Below are 18544 nucleotides of genomic sequence, written 5' to 3' on the forward strand. Positions count from 1 at the left end.
ATTTAGAACTGTTGAATTGGTTTCAGTTCAGGAGGTGGGAGCGTTATGAATGATCTCGAGAAAATTGTTGAATTAGATTGTGAATATATTGAAAGTTTTTCGAAAGCGGAACGAAGAGACTGGGGAATCCTTTTTCATAATGAGGATCAGCCAGTGTATTATGATGCAAATCATGCCCATATTTGGAAAGAAGTAAGAACTCCTTTGAATGTACTTCAGGATATCAAATCATTTTATGAAGAAAAGGCGTTAACTCCCCGCATCTATCTGTATAATCTTGAGAAAAACAAACAATTTCTCGAAGAGTTAAAGAGTTGCGGCTTCAAATATGAAGAGTTTGAACACCCCGTACAGCTATGGGATGGAACATTGCCAAACCGACTGGTTGATTCAGACATAAAGATTGAACTTGTTACAAACGAGAACTATATAGAGGCATTGGAAATAGAATGCTGCATCCAAGAATTGGGTGGTCGCACAGTAAGAGAAAAATCTTTCCCGCACGAGTTTGCACATCCACAATTTACATACTATTTATTGCGCTACAAAGGAATTGCTTGTTGCACAGCCTGCTTGTTCAAGAGTGACAAACAAGCACGCATCGAAAGTGTTGCCACTCTTGAAGCTTATCGCGGAAAAGGATTAATAGGTCATTTAATTCGCTATATACAAGAAATAGCCCTGGAGAATAATATTGAAAAGCTATGGATATTCCCTATCAATGAGAGCGTTGAGCGGGTATATCATAAATCAGGCTTCAAAACGGTATCCACAATCAGATCACTGCATGCTTTTACATGCGGCAAGAGCATAAAGGAAATCCAAGGATAGGAAAGACCTTGCAGAACAATTAAACCCGAGAGTTACAGTGTGGCTGGGACAACAAATAAACTCGTCATCTGATATTTGGCATCCATTTTTGATAGAAAAGAGACTGAGGGACAAAAAAATTATTGTTTCTGCAGGCAAGAAGCAATAAGGATAGCCCCTCATTTTTACAACACAAGAGAGGACATAAAATACGCAGTCGATGAAATTGTACGATTAAGCCGGTAAACAACTAAGTCCTATGCAAAAAAGGTGGATTATAAACTTTTATAAGCAGGGTGATATTCATGACTAAAATACCAGAGAACATGATTTCGTTAAGTTATTATAGGCCGGAATACCAATCATCTTTTGAAACCTACAGTTTGTCACAAGAGCAGCGGGAGTTCACAGCTATGCCGCTTGGTGCACTGGCAGTTTGCGAAACAAGTGATGACCGACATCCAATCGTTATACTTTACAAAAATGAACTTGCAGGCTTTTTTGTGCTGCACGGGTGGGAAGGTGTAAAGCATTACAGTGATAATCGCCACGCAATCCTGCTCCGGGCCTACTCAGTTAATGAAGTATACCAGGGTAAAGGAATTGCTAAGGAATCGATCCGGCAGCTTCCTGCATTTGTTAAAGAAAATTTCCCGGATAAAAATGAAATCATCCTTGGAGTAAATCGAAACAACAAGGCCGCGCAGCATGTTTATCAAAGAGGCGGGTTTAGAGACAAGGGAATTCGTTATATGGGGGAAAAAGGTGAACAATTGGTGCTGCACATGGATTTAGTGTAGCGGAAACTTGAGAAAGATGTTGATATTATAAGTGCATTCTTCATTTCCTTCATGTTACCTATTGTTCTATTGATATGTATTGTTCTTTTTAAGCTTTTGTTCCAAACGCAAAAGAAAAGTTTAACCATTCATTATTTACCCTTCGATACAGTAACCGGAAACACAAGTGTGACCTTCCATGAAGAGCAAAATAAAGAAGAGGATGAAGCGGGTGAAGGTGACGATAAAAACAGAAATTAAAGGCAATGTCACCAAAATTTCAAATAAAGGCAAGAGGCGGGCAAGCTAATGAGAGAATATATATTTTCTAAGACTCTTGGTGTTACTTTGGGCATTATGACAATCCTTGGAGCAATAAGTTTTGGCGCGCTGTCTTTAATTGGAATGGGATTAGCAAAAGCATTGAACACAGGACATGAGTATTCCTCTAATGAAAAGCAATTAGCAGTGTGGACCTTTATCATTGCACTTAGCTCGGGGTTGATCACTCTTTCCGGTGCCTTCAAGCTGCAAAAGAAAACATGGAGGTTGTTCTATTCTATTTTTTGTTTAATGATTGGCGGTGGGCTTCTGACACTGCTTTTTGTTTCTTTGGGGGCACTAGGATACAAAAATGAGTGGTTCATTTTAATAATTGGAATGATCTATTTATCCCTTAGCATTTTGGTGAAAACAGGAAAATGAGTCATTTATATCATTTTCAACAAAAGGAGTCCTATCATTGGAAAAGTTTGTAATTGGCATAGCTGCTGTCATGCTGGTTTGCTTAATCGCAGGCATGTTCGTTTATCAGGAAATACCTAAAGCGACCGTGCCCCCATTCGTCAGCGAATCAGAGCAGTTACAAAAACAACAGCAGGATAGCCGATATGCTGACGAAACGATTGATTATTCATTACAAAACGATGAGTTAAGCATTACCTATAATAAGGGGAAAGACTGGATTGGTGTTCCTGTTGAGAAGGAGGAGCTTTTTGCTGGGGACTATAGCGGGAATCAAGAGGAACTGATTCGTCAAAGCTATATCCTCACGAAAGAGCGCGCTGCCTTTTTATACTGGAAAGGTTCAGGAGAGGTAACATTATCCATTTCCCGCGATAACGGACAAACCTGGCAGCATGTCACGGTTACTCAGCAGTATCCCTCCATTCGTTTCCGGAAAGTCGCTTTTTTAAATGATCGTTTTGGATATGTCATTCTGTCTGGAGACCGAACCATGTCACAAGAAATGTCCAATGTATATTTGACTAATGATGGCGGAAAAAGCTGGGGGGAGACGGGCAGTTCCAATGTGACAAGGTTAATTTCAGACGGTGGATTTGTTGATGAAAATACTGGGTTTTTATCATTTGGCATTATTAACCCAGAGGAACCCCAGCTTTACACTACGCAAGATGCAGGAGCAACCTGGAACGAATCGAGAATTGAAATTCCCGCTGAGTATCATAAAATCTTCGCTATTGCTGAAATGCCAGTCAAGGAAGGAGACAACCTGATGATGCTGGTGAATCAAGGTCCCAATGGTGACTATAAAGGCGGTAAGGTAAAAGGAAAGTTTCGTTCTAAGGATCAAGGATTAACATGGGAGTTTGTTGCGGAGGTAGAATCAAATGACACAGAGTAAAAATAAAACAAGGAAGTTTTTCGGTTTCATGCTTTTCCTTTTAGCCGCATTCTTTTTCTGTCTGCAAATGGGATACCTGCTGTTTCATTCAAGGTTTCAGGTTGAATATATCCATAACGGCTTATTTTATATCATCAATATCCTGATTGCTGTTTCACTTGCACTAGCGGTTCTATTGCTTTTTACTTTACCAAAAAAAACGAAAGTCATTAGCGCGGTTGGAATCTCCGTGTTCCTTCTCGCTAATATAGCGCTTTTGATTACGGAAGGCAGCAAAGTGAAACATATTGTCAGCATTTCACCAGATTCACATGTTTTGCTGATTAAGGAAAATGAGAAGACGGGACAGGCAGTTTACTACAGAATATATTTTTCCTTCCTTGCTAGGGCAAAAGAAACCCTGCCGCAAGAGATAGCGGGGAATTATAAGGTGAAATGGCTGGAAAATGACATAGCGGCAATCACATACAAAGATGCCGACAACCGCATTCAGCAATTCATCGGCACGTACGGCGACCGCGGTGATGGCGGGTCCTACTACAATATTGGCCCATCGATTCAAGGAAACTGGAAAGGTGAAAAAATCAAGGTAATAAGCAAGCCGGATGGAATTATGGTCATTCAAAACAACGAAGTTCAAACATTTGACTGGGAACATACCAAGCAGTTTGGAACATTGGCCATTGTATTAATGGAAGACGGACAAGCCGCCTGGACCATTTCCTTAAAAGAAAGCTTCAACGCCGATCAAAATGTCCCTAGAAGCAAGTCGGAACAAATCAGTCTATATAAAGCGACAACGGATGAAAATGAGCCAGTGACACTTCAATACAGTATGTAAAAATCATGAAGGGCTATTTTTTATAATTTCGTCAAATAAGCTAGTATTTACAACACAATGTCTAGATTAGAAGTTAAGTGAAATTCACTTTCTGGTTGGCAATTAGCGCTTCTTAAACGGTGGTACAGTAGCTGTGATCCAGGAGCATCATTAGAATGTCATAAAAAGCAGGTTTCCAGAATTAAATTAGTCAATAAGTGTTTATATGATAGGTTGATAAAAATACTTAGCATGGGGGAAACTTATGCATATTAGACCGTTTAATGACTCGGATAAAGAATTTATTTTAAGCCTTGCTTTGCGTTTTATGGACTTTAACCTTATGGATTGGCGGGATCCTCAAAAGATGGGGGAAGCACAAGTAAGAATCGCTCAAGAATCACTGGATGATCCTTCTCCCGGGACAGAGGTCTTCGTCGCTGAAGACGAGAATGGAAAGTTACTCGGTTTCCTTGAAGTAAAGCCACATACAGACAATTTGAGTGGAATAGAGCAAGGCAATATCGTCGCAATCGCTGTTTCTCCTGAAAGTGAGAGCAAGGGGGCCGGAAAAAGACTATGGAGAAGGCTGAAGAATGGTCACGGCAAAAAGGATACCGTCAGATTGTCCTGAATGTATTTTCAAAGAATGACCGGGCTGTAAATCTCTATAAACATTTAAACTATGAAACCGAAGTTCTAAAAATGGTCAAAGAGATTTAGGTGTGAGATGAACTAAAAGATTGATGAATTGAGTCTGGTTTACTGGAATAAACAATGTCTATTTAATATAGTCAATAATCAGATTCAAATTTAATTAAATTAAATCATTTTAATGCGAAGAGGTGAAATCTGTGCTCGATGTCGAAAGAAATGGAATTTATCTCATCACGGGAGTTATGGCCTCGGGAAAATCGACGATTGCACAACTTCTTGCCGAAAAATTTGATAAAGGTGTTCATTTGCGGGGAGATACATTCAGAAAGATGATTGTCAGCGGGAGAGAGGAATTGCTGCCGGATTCTAAGGGAGAAGCGATAAGTCAACTGCGTTTACGTCACCAGCTCACCGCTGCAGCTGCAGACGCATACTTTGAGGCTGGGTTTAATGTCGTGTTGCAAGACGTTATTATCGGTACTATGCTTCAGGAAACCATAAATCTTATTCGAAATCGGCCCCTATTTGTAATTGTGTTGACTCCATGTGAGGAAGCAGTAGAAAGCAGAGAAGCGGCTCGACCGAAAAAAGGATATGGGTTGTGGACGGTTTCCGAATTAAATAAGAGACTGCATAAAGAAACGCCCAAAATCGGCATGTGGATCGATTCATCCGAACAGTCTGCAGTAAAAACAGTGGAGCAGATTTGGCAGAAAGCTTGGAAAGAAGCGGAGGTATAATCACTGGATTCCCTATTACACCTTGTATTCAGTGAGGTGAAGTGTATAATAAAGTAAATAAAATAAGTACTAAAACGCGATGATGGGAAGAGTAAATCAAATTTATTCTCTTACAGAGAGCTTCGGTAGCTGAAAAGAAGCATTGAATGATTGATTGAATATGGTCTCTGAGCTGCATAGCTGAACTTCATAACAGGAGTTAGGCTGTGACGAGAGTTGGCACTCGTTATAAATGTCAGGGTATAAGAACGCAATCGTTCCGTACTTATTGAGGCTGACCATGTGAGTGGTTGGTAAATTAAGGTGGTAACACGAGTATAACCTCGTCCTTAGACAATGTTTTTTGTCTTAGGGCGAGGTTTTTTTATTGCTTTTAATCATATATGGAGGAGGAAAAAACAATGAATATACTAATTGGAGGGGCTTGGCCATATGCAAATGGATCTTTACATCTTGGTCATATAGCCAGTTTATTATCAGGTGATATTATAGCTCGGTATTTTAGGGCGAAGGGCGAGAGTGTTCTATATATTTCGGGAAGTGACTGTAACGGAACTCCAATAACTATCAAGGCAAGGCAGGAAGGGGTAACAGTTGAGGAAATAGCAGATAAATATCATGAAGAATTCAAAAACTGCTTTCAAAAATTAGGCTTTACCTATGATTGCTATACACGAACAGATACTGCTCATCATCATCATATTGTACAGAGTATTTTTATGAAATTACTGGACAATAACAAAATCTATAAAAAAGAAATTGAACAGGCATACTGTCATACTTGCGAACAATTTTTGCCTGATCGATTTGTTGAAGGAACTTGTCCCAACTGTGGTAAGGATGCAAGAGGCGATCAGTGTGATTACTGTTCAAATATTTTAGATCCGTTGGACCTTCTTGATAGGAAATGCAAGATATGTGGTGATACTCCTGATACAAGGAAAACAGAGCATTTTTATTTTACATTAAGTACCTTTCAAGAAGACATCCAACAATATGTTCAAAAGGCTAAAAAGTATAATTTATGGAGGGAAAATGCAGTTCAATTGACCGAGAGATATTTGAATGAAGGATTGCATGACCGGGCTGTTTCGCGTGATTTACCGGTAGGCGTACCAGTACCTGTTAAAGGTTACGAGGCAAAGAAAATATATGTATGGATTGAGGCGGTTTCTGGCTACCTTTCTGCAAGTAAAAAATGGGCAAAAGAAAATGATGAAGACGATGCTGACTTTTGGAGTAAAGGAACAAAATCGTATTATATTCACGGTAAAGATAACATCCCTTTTCATTCCATTATCTGGCCGGCGATTTTGTTAGGAGCAGGGATTAACAGTTTGCCTACTCATATTGTATCGAATGAGTATTTAACAGTGGAAAAGAAAAAACTTTCAACAAGTAAAAACTGGGCAGTATGGGTTCCAGATATGCTGAAAAATTATCATCCAGATTCTATCCGTTATTATTTAACCATTAATGCACCGGAAAATAGAGACACTGATTTCTCCTGGCGGGAATTTATCTATAGCCACAATAGTGAATTGTTAGGGGCCTATGGGAATTTTGTTAACAGAACATTGAAGTTCATAGAGAAATCGTATGACAGCAACATTCCAGAGGGGAAAATTGACGGTCAAATAAAGAAAGAGATTGAACATCTATATAGCAAGACTGGCCAACTCATTGAGGATGCTCACTTCAAACGCTCGTTAGAAGGAATATTTGAGTTGATTAGGAGTGCCAATAAGTACTTTGATTTAAAGAAGCCGTGGACTCAAATAAAAGAAGCGGCTGAAGAATGTAATGATACTATGGCAACCTGTGTATATATCATCATAAATTCAGCGCAATTACTCAGTCCCTTTTTACCTTTTTCAAGTCAGGAAATAAAAGAAATGTTAGGAATGTTCGACTTTCGATGGCAACCTATTGAGTACAACCCGGCGGCATTGGTTAGTGTTAGACCGTTATTTAAACGTATAGACACTGAAAGGATATCGATTGAAATTGAGAAATTGAATCAGCAAGCATTTTATTAATTTTTAAAACTTTGATAGGGTTTTAAAAATGACGAACGTATTATTAAATAGGAGTCTAAAAATACATCGATGGGGATAAGCGTTGCGTTTGGTTGAACAAAATAAAGTTGACCTCAATTTAACTATGCCTTCACGTAGCCGATTGTCCAGAATACTCTTTTAATCAAGTAATTAAAATCCAAGGAGTATGAAATCTTGCGAATAAGCGAGTATTCGTGAGAAAAGCGTATTAAACTGAGGGAGTTGAAAAAGGATTTTCAAAAATACAAAGAAGATGTTCGATTTTAATGGTTAGCATGGAAGATAAAAGGGGTAATTCAGCACATAAAGGATATTATGTTGCATTCGGAAGCCTTCAAATTATATAAATCTGAGGGCTTCTTTGAGTACCAATATGAACGATTATGTTACCTTGATTTGTATGGGATGCAAAAAAGGAAAATCCGTCTGTTCAACGCCCAACTCCCCCATGGAGTATACTTGATGTTAAAAAGGCTCCAACAGGAGGAAAGGTATCACTAATGATGGGAGGTCCCGTGAGAATTGTATCGGTTGTAGCAATCCAAGTTCCATACTCACCTGTTTGTAAAGAGGGAGGCTTCATAATAAGCCGTCCACTTAAAGTAGAATGTCGAATTTTAATCGAGGGATCATCAAATATAGTTAAATTACCAGAATACGTGGCATAAGGGGAATCAAATCTTATTTGTTTGGTGCTTTTATCCCAATATCCATTAATCGGAATATCCCTACCACGAAAATTAACTGTACCAGTTACCCTGTTACCTGTAAGAGAGTTGATGTTGAATATGCCAAAAACGATGGGTCTACCACCTACAGAAGCGTGAATACCCCACCGTGATGGGAAAGGTATACTAACCCTGGTTTCCTGTGCAGTTTGCAAAGTTGATCTCTCCTTATATTTAAAAAATGAGGAATACACAAATGAGACTTGATAAACTTAATAGCTGATATTGCAATGATGGATAAGGTAATTCAGATGTTTATTTACTGCCCTGTTGAAAGGAACAATAAAGTATATGCATCGAGTATCAAATTGGGAATACGGAAATTGTTTATAGAAAAAACTCTATCTCTATAGTTGGTAACATCCATATTCCGGGGTGATTAATCAATGGTTGATGTTATTTAACTATAGGGTCGTTGATCCTGGAAGGATTACCGCGCTTTTTGTTAAATCCTTATTGAGCTAACGGGGCAGCATTCCTGTAATGAAGGAAAATGGAGTTTGAGGAGTTTGAATAAAAAAATAGCCTCTTGGTAGAATGAGAGAGTCCTGAAGCTGGCCAGCGAAAAGGACAAAACTCAAATACCAGGAGGCCGTGTAATGAATTATAACCAAAATGAAAAGATTGCTCAAATCACTTCTCAATAAGAAGATGCAGTCCTTAATTACCTTTTTCAATAAGCTGATCCGTATTTTCTTTGCCATTGGTAATAAACAATTTGAGTTCAGTGAAGAAAGAATGATAAAGGATATCCCTCATATGAGAGCAAAATTACCTCTACAATTATGGGAAGGTAAAAAGCACCTTAAAACAAAACCCTTTCTTCAGCAAAGCGTCCTTCTTCCTGCTGGAATCGGTACCGCATGAAATCCCCTTTTAAGCAAAATACATGTATTAAAGCACATAGCTAAACCCTTAATCCTAATAACTCCTCGATTATTTCAGAGGGTTCTTTGTCAATAATCTGTTGTAAATATCGACTAACCTTGCTGTGATAATTATCCAGCTGAAACTTGTCCTGAAAAAATGAAGCCAACTGCTTTCCCACTGATTGACTGTTTTCCTCTTCCAGCTTTAATCGCATGATAATACCCAATCTTTCAAGCGTTTGTAAATTTATCTCTTCTTGACCTGGAAGACAATGATAGATAAAAATAGGTTTCCCCTTAAAAAGGCATTCGCTTAATGTGACACCCCCTGGTTTGGTCAGAATGGCGTCAGTTTTATCATATAAATCATTCATTTCCTGGCGAGATTCAATATATTCAATCGGTGTAATATTGCTTTTTTGGAAAGATTTTATTTTTCGGAACAAGTTCCTATTTGTCCCACACAAAATAGAAAAATGAACATTCTTATCATTCCCGATTTTTGATACTAATTTCTCCATTGCACCCACTCCGAGGTTCCCTCCGGTAACCAGAACAGATAAGGGGAAGGATGGATTAGGTGTTTTAATAAGTATTTCTTTTCTTATTTTATGGTGAATAGGTATGCCTGTCAGAAATAATTGGCTTTCTTTAATACCACGTTGGTTTAAAAACTTCTTCATTTCATATGTAGGAACAAAATGGAAATCAATATGTTGGATTCCCCACACTTTGTTGATGAAAAAGTCTGTATAAACATTAATTACAGGAGTCGATACTTCTCCAATTTCTTTTAGGTAATTTAATAAATAGGATGGAAGGCCATGTGTACAGACAATCAGGTCAGGCTGTTTTTCTTCCAACAGCCTTCTCATGTATTTAATAAACAATAATTCATAAAGCCGGAATCGCTTGTCCCTGGCAAGGTTGGTATAAGCATTCCAGCGATATACAATGTTGTAAGTTTGGGGCAATATTTTGATCCAGCCAAGATAAATATTTGAAACCAGTCCTTCCATTTTGCCAAGACTATATGAGAGGATATCCACAACTTCACATTTTATGTCAGGCTGCTTTAATTGAATTCCTTCCAACAAAGCTTTTGCGACCTGGTGATGCCCTGATGGGATTTGTAAAAATGGTAAAAATAGTATCTTTTTTTTGACAGTAGGTCGTTCCATTTTCACACCTCTATTATATTAGTTGAAAGGGACCAGTGGTGGTTCCATCAATTACCTTACATTTAAATGCTTTATTGCCTGTATAATCAATACGGAGGTGAATAACAATTACTAGTATTTTTCTAACCTTTATCTTTTTATTCCTTTTTTGGGCAATTGCACGTGCATATAAAAATACAAAGGATGTCGCTATTAACAGAATTTCAATTGAACAAAATCCCGGTGAACGAACTAAAACCGATTTAAACATATTGCATTTGTCGGATCTTCACCTTGAAAATATCTCAATATCCCCGAATGAGTTGTACCATAAATTAAAGAGCGAAGAAATAGACCTGATTGTGTTAACCGGCGATTTTCTGGATCGTACACGAACAATCCCTAAACTTGGTCCGTATTTAAGAGCTCTGTGCCAAATCAATGCAAAATACGGCATGTACGCTGTACTGGGTAATCACGATTATGTGCTCCGTGGAAACAATCTGCAGCTGTTAAAGGATACCCTGGAACAGCATGGCTGTACTGTCCTTCAAAATAGCAGCAAACTTATCTCTATTGACGGGATATCCGTTAATATCATTGGCATTGATGACTTCAGTACAAGGCGGAGTAATCTCGCAGCCTCCTATGCAAACCTTGAACCAGGATACAATCTTGTGCTGACACATGACCCGAATATCGTCCTTCATATGCAAAAATTCCATTTTGACTATTTACTGTCCGGCCATTTCCATGGGGGACAGATCTGTTATCCAAAAGCCTATCACCTCGTGAAAATGGGTAAGCTCGTCAGGATGAATATGATTAAGGGTTTGCACCATCATGATGGGAAACCCTTTTATATTAATGAAGGCCTCGGCCAAACAGGGGTTAATATCCGGGTCGGGAGCCGGCCTGAAATCACATTTCATCAATTATCACTGTCAACGGTTAAATGCGAATCCTCCCCTGCTGTTTAAACTAGCTGTTAGCTCAATGTTAACAGCTTTTTTCAATATTCCAAGGCCATCTTCATTCATTAGATTTTGTAAAGCTTGCTTAATTTATCCTTCGACATGAATAAATAGCTGGGCGGTGGCTTCTTAACTAATTTTTTTATGGGAAGCTCATTAGCCGACAGCAGCGTAATAGGCAGAAAGGTAGCCCATTTAAGCCATTTGTATACTAAATTGGAAATGGAAAAAACCTCAAAACCTAACCGCGTACTGCCTGTACATAGGGTTGTAATTCCAATGATCCCTTTAATTTCATTAGAACGCTTATGAAAGCGAATATATCCTTCAATTCCCGGGAGTGACCTTTGAACATGGTAAAAAATCAGCTTCGCTTTCCTTACTTCGCTCCTGATTGAATACAAATCAGTTAACAGCCGGACATTATGCAGGTGAACCTTTACAAGCAAATCATTTTTTGTAATGTGTGTACCGTCTGAAAGAATGACATCCCTTCCTTTATATCTTGTCAGCCGCACGCGAAAGATGTTCCGGGCTGTTCCTGAATCCTGAAGCTTAGTTAACCTGGTAAACCTATAGTACAAAGGGTCAAATATGCTCCATGCCGATAATAAATAATATCTCATTGTTATACTCCCTTTATTCTATGTCGAGAAATATTTGTTGGCTGGGAAAAGCTAGGATCTATTTCCAACTAACTCTATTGTTGCAATAAAAGGCAAATGATCCGATGCTTCATCTTCACTCTTGATTACTTCACAATCAATGACCTGCATTTGTCTTGTGACAAATATGTAATCCAGCCTTCGAAACGGGCGTTTCGATGGAAAGGTATAGCCTCCCTGCCTTCCCGGATGCACTTCTGCCCATGCATCAGTCAGACTTTCTGTAACCACTTTCCACGTTCTTGAAGCGGGAGTCATGTTCCAGTCTCCCATAATCATTGCTGGACCTTTTGTTTGAATGATCTTATTGATTATGAAGGCGGATTGCTTTTTGTGCTGAAAAGGTGCCAGGCTTAAATGGGTTACAAAAACCGTCAATTCTTCTTCTCCTGCCCTTAATTTAACTTCCAATAAAGCTCTGTCTTCAGTTATTCTGGGCAAAAAGTCAAAAGGGTGATTATTCACTTCCAAAATCGGAAATCGTGTAAGCAGTGCATTGCCAAACTGCCGTGTCGGTGTACCATCCTCTGTTTCAATTGTAAGTGCAGGCCCATACGCATGGTTTATCTTCAACTCATTTCCTAAAAACTTTGCCTGGTCCAAATAGTGGCTTCTTTTAGAAAAATATCGATCAACTTCATTCAGGCCGATAATGTCAGCGTTGGCTGTTTTAATAATATGGGAAATTCGCTGCAAATCGAGCTTTTTATCCCTTCCTTTTCCATGGTGGATATTAAAAGTTAAAACCCTTAAATTCAAAGATGCACCTCCTTACTGCATGAATAAAATCCTCTTTTATCTTCTCCCGTCCGAAAAACTTTATAATGAACGAATCCTAAAATTTAAATTCCAATTATTTGAGATACCATCGATCAGTCGTTGGCCATTTCCATTTCAAGGTGATAAACATGAAAATTCCTTTTTCAGAACATATTAAGGAGAAGATATTAAGCCAAATGAATAAGGTGAGTAAGTATGCATGAAAAATCATCAAATACGAAACCAGTCATCCTGATTATTGTCGACACATTAATGGATGCACCATTAAAAGAAGCCATGCAGAAGGGCATGGCACCGGCATTTCAATTTTTAAAGAAAAAGGGAACCTATTATCCGAACCTTGCAGCCCCTTTTCCAACCATGTCGGTAAATGTTGATGCGACTCTTCTAACAGGTACTTTTTGCAATGAACATAATATCCCTGGCTTGGTGTGGTTTAACAAGAAGGAAAACCGATTGGTTAACTATGGAACTCACTACCGTGAGTTGTTGAAACTAGGTCTTCGTCAGGCCATTGAGGATTTGTTATTCAATATGAACGAAGTCCATATAAGCCGGAATGTCACTACCATCCACGAGGATCTAGAAAATATGGGTAAGGTGTCTGCCTCCATTAATGCCCTTGTTTACCGCGGAAATTCGCCACATTCTTTCAAATTGCCCAGACTCTTAACTTGGATAACGAAAATAAGGCAAAATCGCTTAGTCCAAGCGTCTAAAATTTTCTCTTATGGAAGATTTTCAAAGCTTGACCCTTCCAGCCGGTATCAACATATGTGGCAAAAAATGGGCGTTAATGATGCCTCATCCGTCCAGCAGCTTACTCAGCTCATCCAGCATAAAAGACTTCCTTCGTTCTCCATCGTTTATTTCCCGGAACTTGATCAGCGCATCCATAAGAAAGGGCGCATGGACCTTGCTGGAATTCAAATGGCCGATCAACAAATGCAAAAAATACTTAACTTGTACGGCGATTGGACGAACGCGCTGGAGCAGAATACATGGATCGTGATGGGAGACAACGGGCAGGCATGGGTGCATTCAAAGCGCAGTGAAGCAGTTATCGATTTGAGAAGAGCTTTAAACTCCTATAAAATCATGCGATTACGAAAAGGAATTAAAGCAGAGGATCAGGTTATACTGGCAGTAAATGACAGAATGGCTTATATATATTCCCTTGATTTGATAAGCACTCCGCTTGCCAAGTTGGCAAAAAAATTACAGGAGGAAGAGAGGATAGACATTATCGCATGGAAGAATGCAAACCATATTGAAGTTAGATCAAGGGAAAAGGATGGAGAGTTAAGATTCTGTACAAACGGAAAGTACACTGACCAGTATGGCCAATCCTGGAGTGTTGAAGGAAACGGGGATATATTAAATCTTACACTCGAAGATGAAAAAATTAATTACGGAGTATATCCAGACGCTTTGGCCAGGTTGTACAGCAGCCTCTACTCCCATGAAGGAGATTTCCTTATTGTCAGTGCAAAGCCAGGCTATGAATTCGTGGGCGAGGGCTCCCCTGTTCATCTTGGCGGTGCGGGACACGGCGGATTGCATGAACAGGATACGCTCGTCCCGCTAATTGTCGCAGGCACGGACTCATATCCTGACCAATTGCGGGTGGTCGACATGAAGAAATGGATTCTCTCTTTGATTAACTAGAAATAAGCATGAAACAGGGATAATTCATTGGTAAATTCCCTTCTCATTTTGAGAAGGGATTCACATTGATAATTTCGATTTATGATAAAGTACCTTTGCCTAAAGTAAAAGATGTATCAATGATAGAACCAAGGTATGTTTTTAGTGGATTACAAAGGGATTATGATCTAGAAGCTGAACACAACATAAAAATATTACCAAAGGGAAAGTATTTAACGATAGCCTTTAGTAAAGAGAATGAGGAAGAATGCAGAAGGAAAATGGTTAAATATGTGAAAGGGAACAATTTATAAATAAAAAGTTTTATTGAAGTAGAGCTTTATAACGATTTGTTTAATACTGAATCTTATAGTTGTTAAATTCAAATGTTTATAGAAAATAATGAGTCAGTTGACTGTTATATACATAATAAAAAAACGACATAAAAACCCCTTTTTTTGGGGGGCCAAGAGTATCTGGGCGCGCATAGAAGCGGTCAGGCCTTTTTCTGCACATGCCATGGAGGGTTGAAAACAAAAAGGAGAAAGCGAGTGCAGGTCATGTTTTGTTCTACGTAATGATAATTTTTCCCCAAGTGTTTCGTAAGGTTCATCTCCCAAAAATCTGGGCCGTCCGTTGCAAATTCAAATAATTGGTGGTACAGGTTTTTATGTCACTACTTTGGCGAGTGTTTTGCTTTTATATACCAATAAGCAATTTCTTTCTCTTATAGTACAGAAAAAATGCTCCATAAGTTTTAGTCACCTTTCGTAAAGGAAATGGGTATACCTGAGCGGGTTGGAATAGGGCAATCAGATTTAGCCTTGGAAGGTATACAACCAGGAACGAAATTGAACAACTGGTTAAAGAAAAAGATTTTAATATATTACCATGCAAAAAGGTTAAACTCTTGCATGGTTTTATTTATTTTGAGGCATAGGAGTTTACAAAAAATAATCCGCAATGTTATTATTCAACTAATCGATTGAATAGTTTAGTGGGGATGGAGGGGATTTATATAGAAGCTCGGGAATTTAAGGATTTCATTTATGGTGAATTTGCTCGAATTGGAAAAGCGATCTCTAGTCCAAAAAGAATTGAACTTCTAGACCTGTTGACTCAAGGTCCTAAAACGGTTGAAACTATGGCTGCGGATACGAAAATGAGCATAGCCAATACCTCAAAGCATCTACAAACATTGCTTGATGCAAGGCTCGTAACAAATTCAAAGGACAAAAACTATGTGATCTATCGTTTGGCAAGTGAACAAGTGTTTATGTTTGTATTGGCATTAAGAGGAACTGCAGAGGATCGAATTTCAGATTTAAAACTTGTTAGAGAAGATTACATTCTAAGAAAAAACGCACTAAATACCATTTCGTTTGATGAGTTAATTGAAAAATTGAAAAAGGATGCTGTTACTTTGCTGGATGTTAGACCAATTGAAGAATTCAATCATCATCATTTGCCTCAGGCCTTATCAGTTCCGATTACGGAACTTGAAGATAACATGGACTTATTGCCAAAAGATAAAGAAATTGTGGCATACTGCCGTGGACCATTTTGTGTTTATGCTACTGAAGCAGTAGAGATACTAAAGTCTAGAGGATTTCGAGCTACCCTGCTTGAAGCAGGAATAAATGAGTGGAAACAAATTCAGCACTAATATAGGCGGAGAAATGCTATCTCGTTAATATTTTCATATGAATCCTACTGCAATTTCATATTTGTTTGGTTGTGTAACATTTCACAAGGAGTGGTGTTGACCCGTTAGAAGAGGTTGATTTCTACATCAAAGAAACGGAACACTCGTGATGAATATTGTTTATGTCTTTGATACACACTTACATGCAAATATATATACGGAGCTAGAAAGCTAGCGAAAAAAACATTTTCTGGTTCTGTTTATGGCAGAGGATTGAGCGGAAAGCCATCATCAACAATTGATTTCAAAAAGCGCTTTAATCTTTGCCCCTTAGGAGGACTGAATTTGTTAAGTTTATGCCTAAAAATGTTCCACTACAGCCAGAAAACTTCAAGGAAATGAGAAAAACGAATCAAGGAAAGTAATATCCAAAAGCCTGAATATTATTCGGGCTTTCTCTATGGAGGTTAAAATGATACAACCTAAGATCGGAATAAAAGAAAACATCGTTCAATTCATTCTGTTGGTCGTGACAAACCTGTTTGTTGGTTCAATGGTCGGGATCGAGCGCACCGTCTTACCATTGCTAGGGGAAGAACAGTTTGGATTAGCTTCTGCAAGTGCTGCGCTATCGTTCATCATCAGTTTTGGGTTTTCAAAAGCAATTGTAAACTATTTCGCTGGTCAAATTGCAGATCGGCTCGGACGTAAAAAAGTGTTGCTTTTAGGCTGGACTGTTGGTCTTTTAGTACCAATTCTTATCATTTTTGCTTATGCCTGGTGGGTCATAATCGTTGCAAATATTTTGCTCGGAATTAACCAGGGGTTAGCTTGGTCAATGACCGTAAATATGAAAATCGATATTTCAAAGCCAAATCAGCGTGGCACTGCGGTTGGATTAAATGAATTTGCAGGCTATTCAGGTGTAGCAATAATGGCTGCCGTTTCGGGATATGTTGCCTCATCTTATTCATTAAAACCAGAACCTTTCTATATTGGGATAGGTATTGTTATCATAGGGATTTTACTATCGTTGATTGTCAAGGATACAGGAAAACATTTAGAGCTCCAAATCAAGAATAGTGTAACAAGTGGTACAGGAATAACCTGGTCCTCAAATGAAGTATTTGCTCTGACAACATGGAAGGACAAAAACTTATCAACTATCAGTTTTGCAGGTTTGTCGACGAATCTGAAGGATGGGATGGCCTGGGGTCTGTTCCCAATGTTCTTCGCTACTGCTGGATTAACTGTTGGGCAAATCGGTACTATTGTGGCGATATATCCGGCTGCCTGGGGCATTTTTCAGTTGTTTACAGGACCTTTAAGCGACAAGGTTGGTAGGAAGGTGCTGATTACTTATGGCATGTGGACACAAGCTGCTGCATTGTGGTTCATAATTGCAGCAAACCAATATTCCTTATGGATTTTAGGTGCTCTTATGTTGGGCCTTGGAACAGCTATGGTATATCCAACCTTACAGGCGGCAATCAGTGACGTAGCCGCACCAGAATGGAGAGCTTCCTCAATGGGAGTATATCGTTTCTGGCGTGATAGCGGCTATGCATTTGGCGCTCTAATTGCGGGAATCATCGCAGACATTTTAGGTGTTAATTGGGCAATTGGATTAGTAGCTTTACTTCCATTTACAGCAGGTGTTCTTTCAATGAAACGGTTAAAGGAAACATAAAAACACTGATTGTAGAGGTGCATTTTAACCTAAAAGGGTTAGTGTACTTTTATAATTTTTAAAAGACTTCATGTATTTGATAATGCAATGCCAAAATAGAAATTGGAGCGAGTATAGATGTATGGACACATTTAAGTTAAGTCCTTTTCCTAGAAAATAAGAGAGGACGTGTCCATATGAAACAAAAACGCTACAATCAAGAATTCAAAGAAACAATTGTCAATCTCAATCGTTCTGGTACACCCGTCAACCAACTTTCCTACAAATATGGTGTTTCTGAAGTAACCATCTATAAAAAGATTAAGCTGCATTCTCCAATTGAAGGTTCGAACCAAATGACACCGGCTGATATATCAGAGATTCAGAAAGAAAATTTACGTTTAAAACAAGAGGTTTAAATAAGCCATAGGGGAATACACAGGTAATTCATCCCTTTTTAAGAAGTTATCATTCAAAGATATCACCTTTGAATGATAACTTCTTTTTATATGAATCCTAACTGCAACAGTATAAATAGCTTAGGATGACATTAAAATAAAGAAAAAACCGATGAGAGACCGATTAATATGAACATGAAAAAGTTGGAGAATAAAACGGTTTTGATTTGGAAGATGGCTATTGTATCGGCCATTTCCTGGAAAGTGGCAAAATTAGTGGGCTCTGAACATCCATATTTAGCACCTCTTTCCGTTTTTTTGTGTTTGCAGTCGACGAATAATCAATCAATCGCTCTTATTTTCCATTCACAGTATTGTGGGAACTGTGGTAGGTTTAATATTTGGGGGCTTGCCACATCGAAACAAAGAAATTGTTAAAAGAATTAAAATAAATATTCCTGGTAGGGAATATACTTATAAAGATGCATATTGACACGT

The 18544-nt window shown here is 38.5% G+C and carries 18 protein-coding genes, 3 pseudogenes and 1 other annotated feature; of the genes and pseudogenes, 17 read left to right on the forward strand and 4 right to left on the reverse strand.

What is annotated here, in order from left to right:
* The first annotated feature begins 45 nt into the window (after positions 1–45).
* The 9 genes and pseudogenes from D1970_RS09415 (at position 46) to metG (ending at position 7490) form a co-directional block, all read left to right on the forward strand.
* Positions 46–831 (forward strand): GNAT family N-acetyltransferase, encoded by a 786-nt coding sequence (locus tag D1970_RS09415; RefSeq protein ID WP_119112602.1) that lies wholly within the window; start codon positions 46–48, stop codon positions 829–831.
* A gap of 284 nt (positions 832–1115) precedes the next feature.
* Complete coding sequence (locus D1970_RS09420) at positions 1116–1610, forward strand: GNAT family N-acetyltransferase (RefSeq protein ID WP_119112603.1); 495 nt, start codon at positions 1116–1118, stop codon at positions 1608–1610.
* Between the two features lie 27 nt (positions 1611–1637).
* Positions 1638–1850, forward strand: coding sequence for a DUF3951 domain-containing protein (locus D1970_RS09425; RefSeq protein WP_498071991.1), 213 nt, complete (start codon positions 1638–1640; stop codon positions 1848–1850).
* Positions 1851–1898: 48 nt separating this feature from the next.
* The gene (locus D1970_RS09430; RefSeq protein WP_119112605.1) at positions 1899–2294 is read left to right on the forward strand and encodes a hypothetical protein; all 396 of its coding nucleotides are present in this window, start codon (positions 1899–1901) and stop codon (positions 2292–2294) included.
* A 37-nt stretch (positions 2295–2331) separates the two neighbouring features.
* The gene (locus D1970_RS09435; protein WP_119112606.1) at positions 2332–3234 is read left to right on the forward strand and encodes a sialidase family protein; all 903 of its coding nucleotides are present in this window, start codon (positions 2332–2334) and stop codon (positions 3232–3234) included.
* The gene (locus D1970_RS09440) at positions 3221–4075 is read left to right on the forward strand and encodes a hypothetical protein (RefSeq protein ID WP_119112607.1); all 855 of its coding nucleotides are present in this window, start codon (positions 3221–3223) and stop codon (positions 4073–4075) included. The genes D1970_RS09435 and D1970_RS09440 overlap by 14 nt, the downstream gene beginning before the upstream one ends.
* Before the next feature lie 346 nt (positions 4076–4421).
* A pseudogene (locus D1970_RS09445) lies at positions 4422–4777 on the forward strand (GNAT family N-acetyltransferase).
* Positions 4778–4908: 131 nt separating this feature from the next.
* Positions 4909–5451, forward strand: a complete 543-nt coding sequence (locus D1970_RS09450) for a phosphotransferase-like protein (protein WP_119112608.1) — start codon at positions 4909–4911, stop codon at positions 5449–5451.
* A 70-nt stretch (positions 5452–5521) separates the two neighbouring features.
* Positions 5522–5785, forward strand: a binding site (T-box leader).
* A 67-nt stretch (positions 5786–5852) separates the two neighbouring features.
* Positions 5853–7490: a methionine--tRNA ligase gene (gene metG, locus D1970_RS09455; RefSeq protein ID WP_119112609.1), complete on the forward strand. Its 1638-nt coding sequence runs from the start codon at positions 5853–5855 to the stop codon at positions 7488–7490.
* A 451-nt stretch (positions 7491–7941) separates the two neighbouring features.
* On the opposite strand, the gene D1970_RS09460 is transcribed toward metG, so the two are convergent.
* A complete protein-coding gene (locus D1970_RS09460) occupies positions 7942–8394 on the reverse strand; it encodes a hypothetical protein (RefSeq protein WP_119112610.1) in 453 nt (150 codons plus the stop codon).
* 460 nt (positions 8395–8854) lie between these two features.
* Between D1970_RS09460 and D1970_RS09465 the strand changes: the two genes are divergently transcribed.
* Positions 8855–9106, forward strand: coding sequence for a hypothetical protein (locus D1970_RS09465; RefSeq protein ID WP_119112611.1), 252 nt, complete (start codon positions 8855–8857; stop codon positions 9104–9106).
* A 40-nt stretch (positions 9107–9146) separates the two neighbouring features.
* On the opposite strand, the gene D1970_RS09470 is transcribed toward D1970_RS09465, so the two are convergent.
* Positions 9147–10289 (reverse strand): MGDG synthase family glycosyltransferase, encoded by a 1143-nt coding sequence (locus tag D1970_RS09470; RefSeq protein ID WP_119112612.1) that lies wholly within the window; start codon positions 10287–10289, stop codon positions 9147–9149.
* 107 nt (positions 10290–10396) lie between these two features.
* On the opposite strand from D1970_RS09470, the gene D1970_RS09475 reads away from it, so the two are divergent.
* On the forward strand, positions 10397–11248 hold the full coding sequence (locus D1970_RS09475; protein ID WP_119112613.1) for a metallophosphoesterase: 852 nt from the start codon (positions 10397–10399) through the stop codon (positions 11246–11248).
* Positions 11249–11307: 59 nt separating this feature from the next.
* On the opposite strand, the gene D1970_RS09480 is transcribed toward D1970_RS09475, so the two are convergent.
* Both D1970_RS09480 and D1970_RS09485 read right to left on the reverse strand, forming a co-directional pair.
* On the reverse strand, positions 11308–11868 hold the full coding sequence (locus D1970_RS09480; protein WP_119112614.1) for a YkoP family protein: 561 nt from the start codon (positions 11866–11868) through the stop codon (positions 11308–11310).
* 51 nt (positions 11869–11919) lie between these two features.
* Complete coding sequence (locus D1970_RS09485) at positions 11920–12666, reverse strand: endonuclease/exonuclease/phosphatase family protein (RefSeq protein WP_119112615.1); 747 nt, start codon at positions 12664–12666, stop codon at positions 11920–11922.
* A 216-nt stretch (positions 12667–12882) separates the two neighbouring features.
* Here D1970_RS09485 and D1970_RS09490 point away from each other — a divergent pair, with 216 nt between their 5' ends.
* The 6 genes and pseudogenes from D1970_RS09490 to D1970_RS22910 form a co-directional block, all read left to right on the forward strand.
* Positions 12883–14355: an alkaline phosphatase family protein gene (locus D1970_RS09490; RefSeq protein WP_119112616.1), complete on the forward strand. Its 1473-nt coding sequence runs from the start codon at positions 12883–12885 to the stop codon at positions 14353–14355.
* 122 nt (positions 14356–14477) lie between these two features.
* Positions 14478–14714, forward strand: a pseudogene (locus tag D1970_RS09495) (MerR family transcriptional regulator); the annotation flags it as partial.
* Between the two features lie 623 nt (positions 14715–15337).
* Positions 15338–16000, forward strand: coding sequence for an ArsR/SmtB family transcription factor (locus D1970_RS09505; RefSeq protein WP_219915614.1), 663 nt, complete (start codon positions 15338–15340; stop codon positions 15998–16000).
* A 451-nt stretch (positions 16001–16451) separates the two neighbouring features.
* Positions 16452–17669: an MFS transporter gene (locus D1970_RS09515; RefSeq protein ID WP_119112617.1), complete on the forward strand. Its 1218-nt coding sequence runs from the start codon at positions 16452–16454 to the stop codon at positions 17667–17669.
* Positions 17670–17845: 176 nt separating this feature from the next.
* On the forward strand, positions 17846–18067 hold the full coding sequence (locus tag D1970_RS09520) for a transposase (RefSeq protein WP_119112618.1): 222 nt from the start codon (positions 17846–17848) through the stop codon (positions 18065–18067).
* Positions 18068–18235: 168 nt separating this feature from the next.
* Positions 18236–18446: pseudogene (locus D1970_RS22910) on the forward strand (FUSC family protein); the annotation flags it as partial.
* Positions 18447–18544: the final 98 nt, after the last annotated feature.

The sequence above is a fragment of the Mesobacillus zeae genome, assembly GCF_003570705.1.
GTDB classification, from domain to species: Bacteria; Bacillota; Bacilli; order Bacillales; family Cytobacillaceae; genus Mesobacillus_C; species Mesobacillus_C zeae.

What these genes read in the sequence shown, in the direction of transcription:
- D1970_RS09415 (WP_119112602.1), top strand. Translation starts at nt 46, where the DNA reads ATGAATGATCTCGAGAAAATTGTTGAATTAGATTGTGAATATATTGAA.
- D1970_RS09420 (WP_119112603.1), top strand. Translation starts at nt 1,116, where the DNA reads ATGACTAAAATACCAGAGAACATGATTTCGTTAAGTTATTATAGGCCG.
- D1970_RS09430 (WP_119112605.1), top strand. Translation starts at nt 1,899, where the DNA reads ATGAGAGAATATATATTTTCTAAGACTCTTGGTGTTACTTTGGGCATT.
- D1970_RS09440 (WP_119112607.1), top strand. Translation starts at nt 3,221, where the DNA reads ATGACACAGAGTAAAAATAAAACAAGGAAGTTTTTCGGTTTCATGCTT.
- metG (WP_119112609.1), top strand. Translation starts at nt 5,853, where the DNA reads ATGAATATACTAATTGGAGGGGCTTGGCCATATGCAAATGGATCTTTA.
- D1970_RS09465 (WP_119112611.1), top strand. Translation starts at nt 8,855, where the DNA reads ATGAAAAGATTGCTCAAATCACTTCTCAATAAGAAGATGCAGTCCTTA.
- D1970_RS09470 (WP_119112612.1), bottom strand. Translation starts at nt 10,289, where the DNA reads ATGGAACGACCTACTGTCAAAAAAAAGATACTATTTTTACCATTTTTA.
- D1970_RS09480 (WP_119112614.1), bottom strand. Translation starts at nt 11,868, where the DNA reads ATGAGATATTATTTATTATCGGCATGGAGCATATTTGACCCTTTGTAC.
- D1970_RS09490 (WP_119112616.1), top strand. Translation starts at nt 12,883, where the DNA reads ATGCATGAAAAATCATCAAATACGAAACCAGTCATCCTGATTATTGTC.
- D1970_RS09505 (WP_219915614.1), top strand. Translation starts at nt 15,338, where the DNA reads ATGGAGGGGATTTATATAGAAGCTCGGGAATTTAAGGATTTCATTTAT.
- D1970_RS09515 (WP_119112617.1), top strand. Translation starts at nt 16,452, where the DNA reads ATGATACAACCTAAGATCGGAATAAAAGAAAACATCGTTCAATTCATT.
- D1970_RS09520 (WP_119112618.1), top strand. Translation starts at nt 17,846, where the DNA reads ATGAAACAAAAACGCTACAATCAAGAATTCAAAGAAACAATTGTCAAT.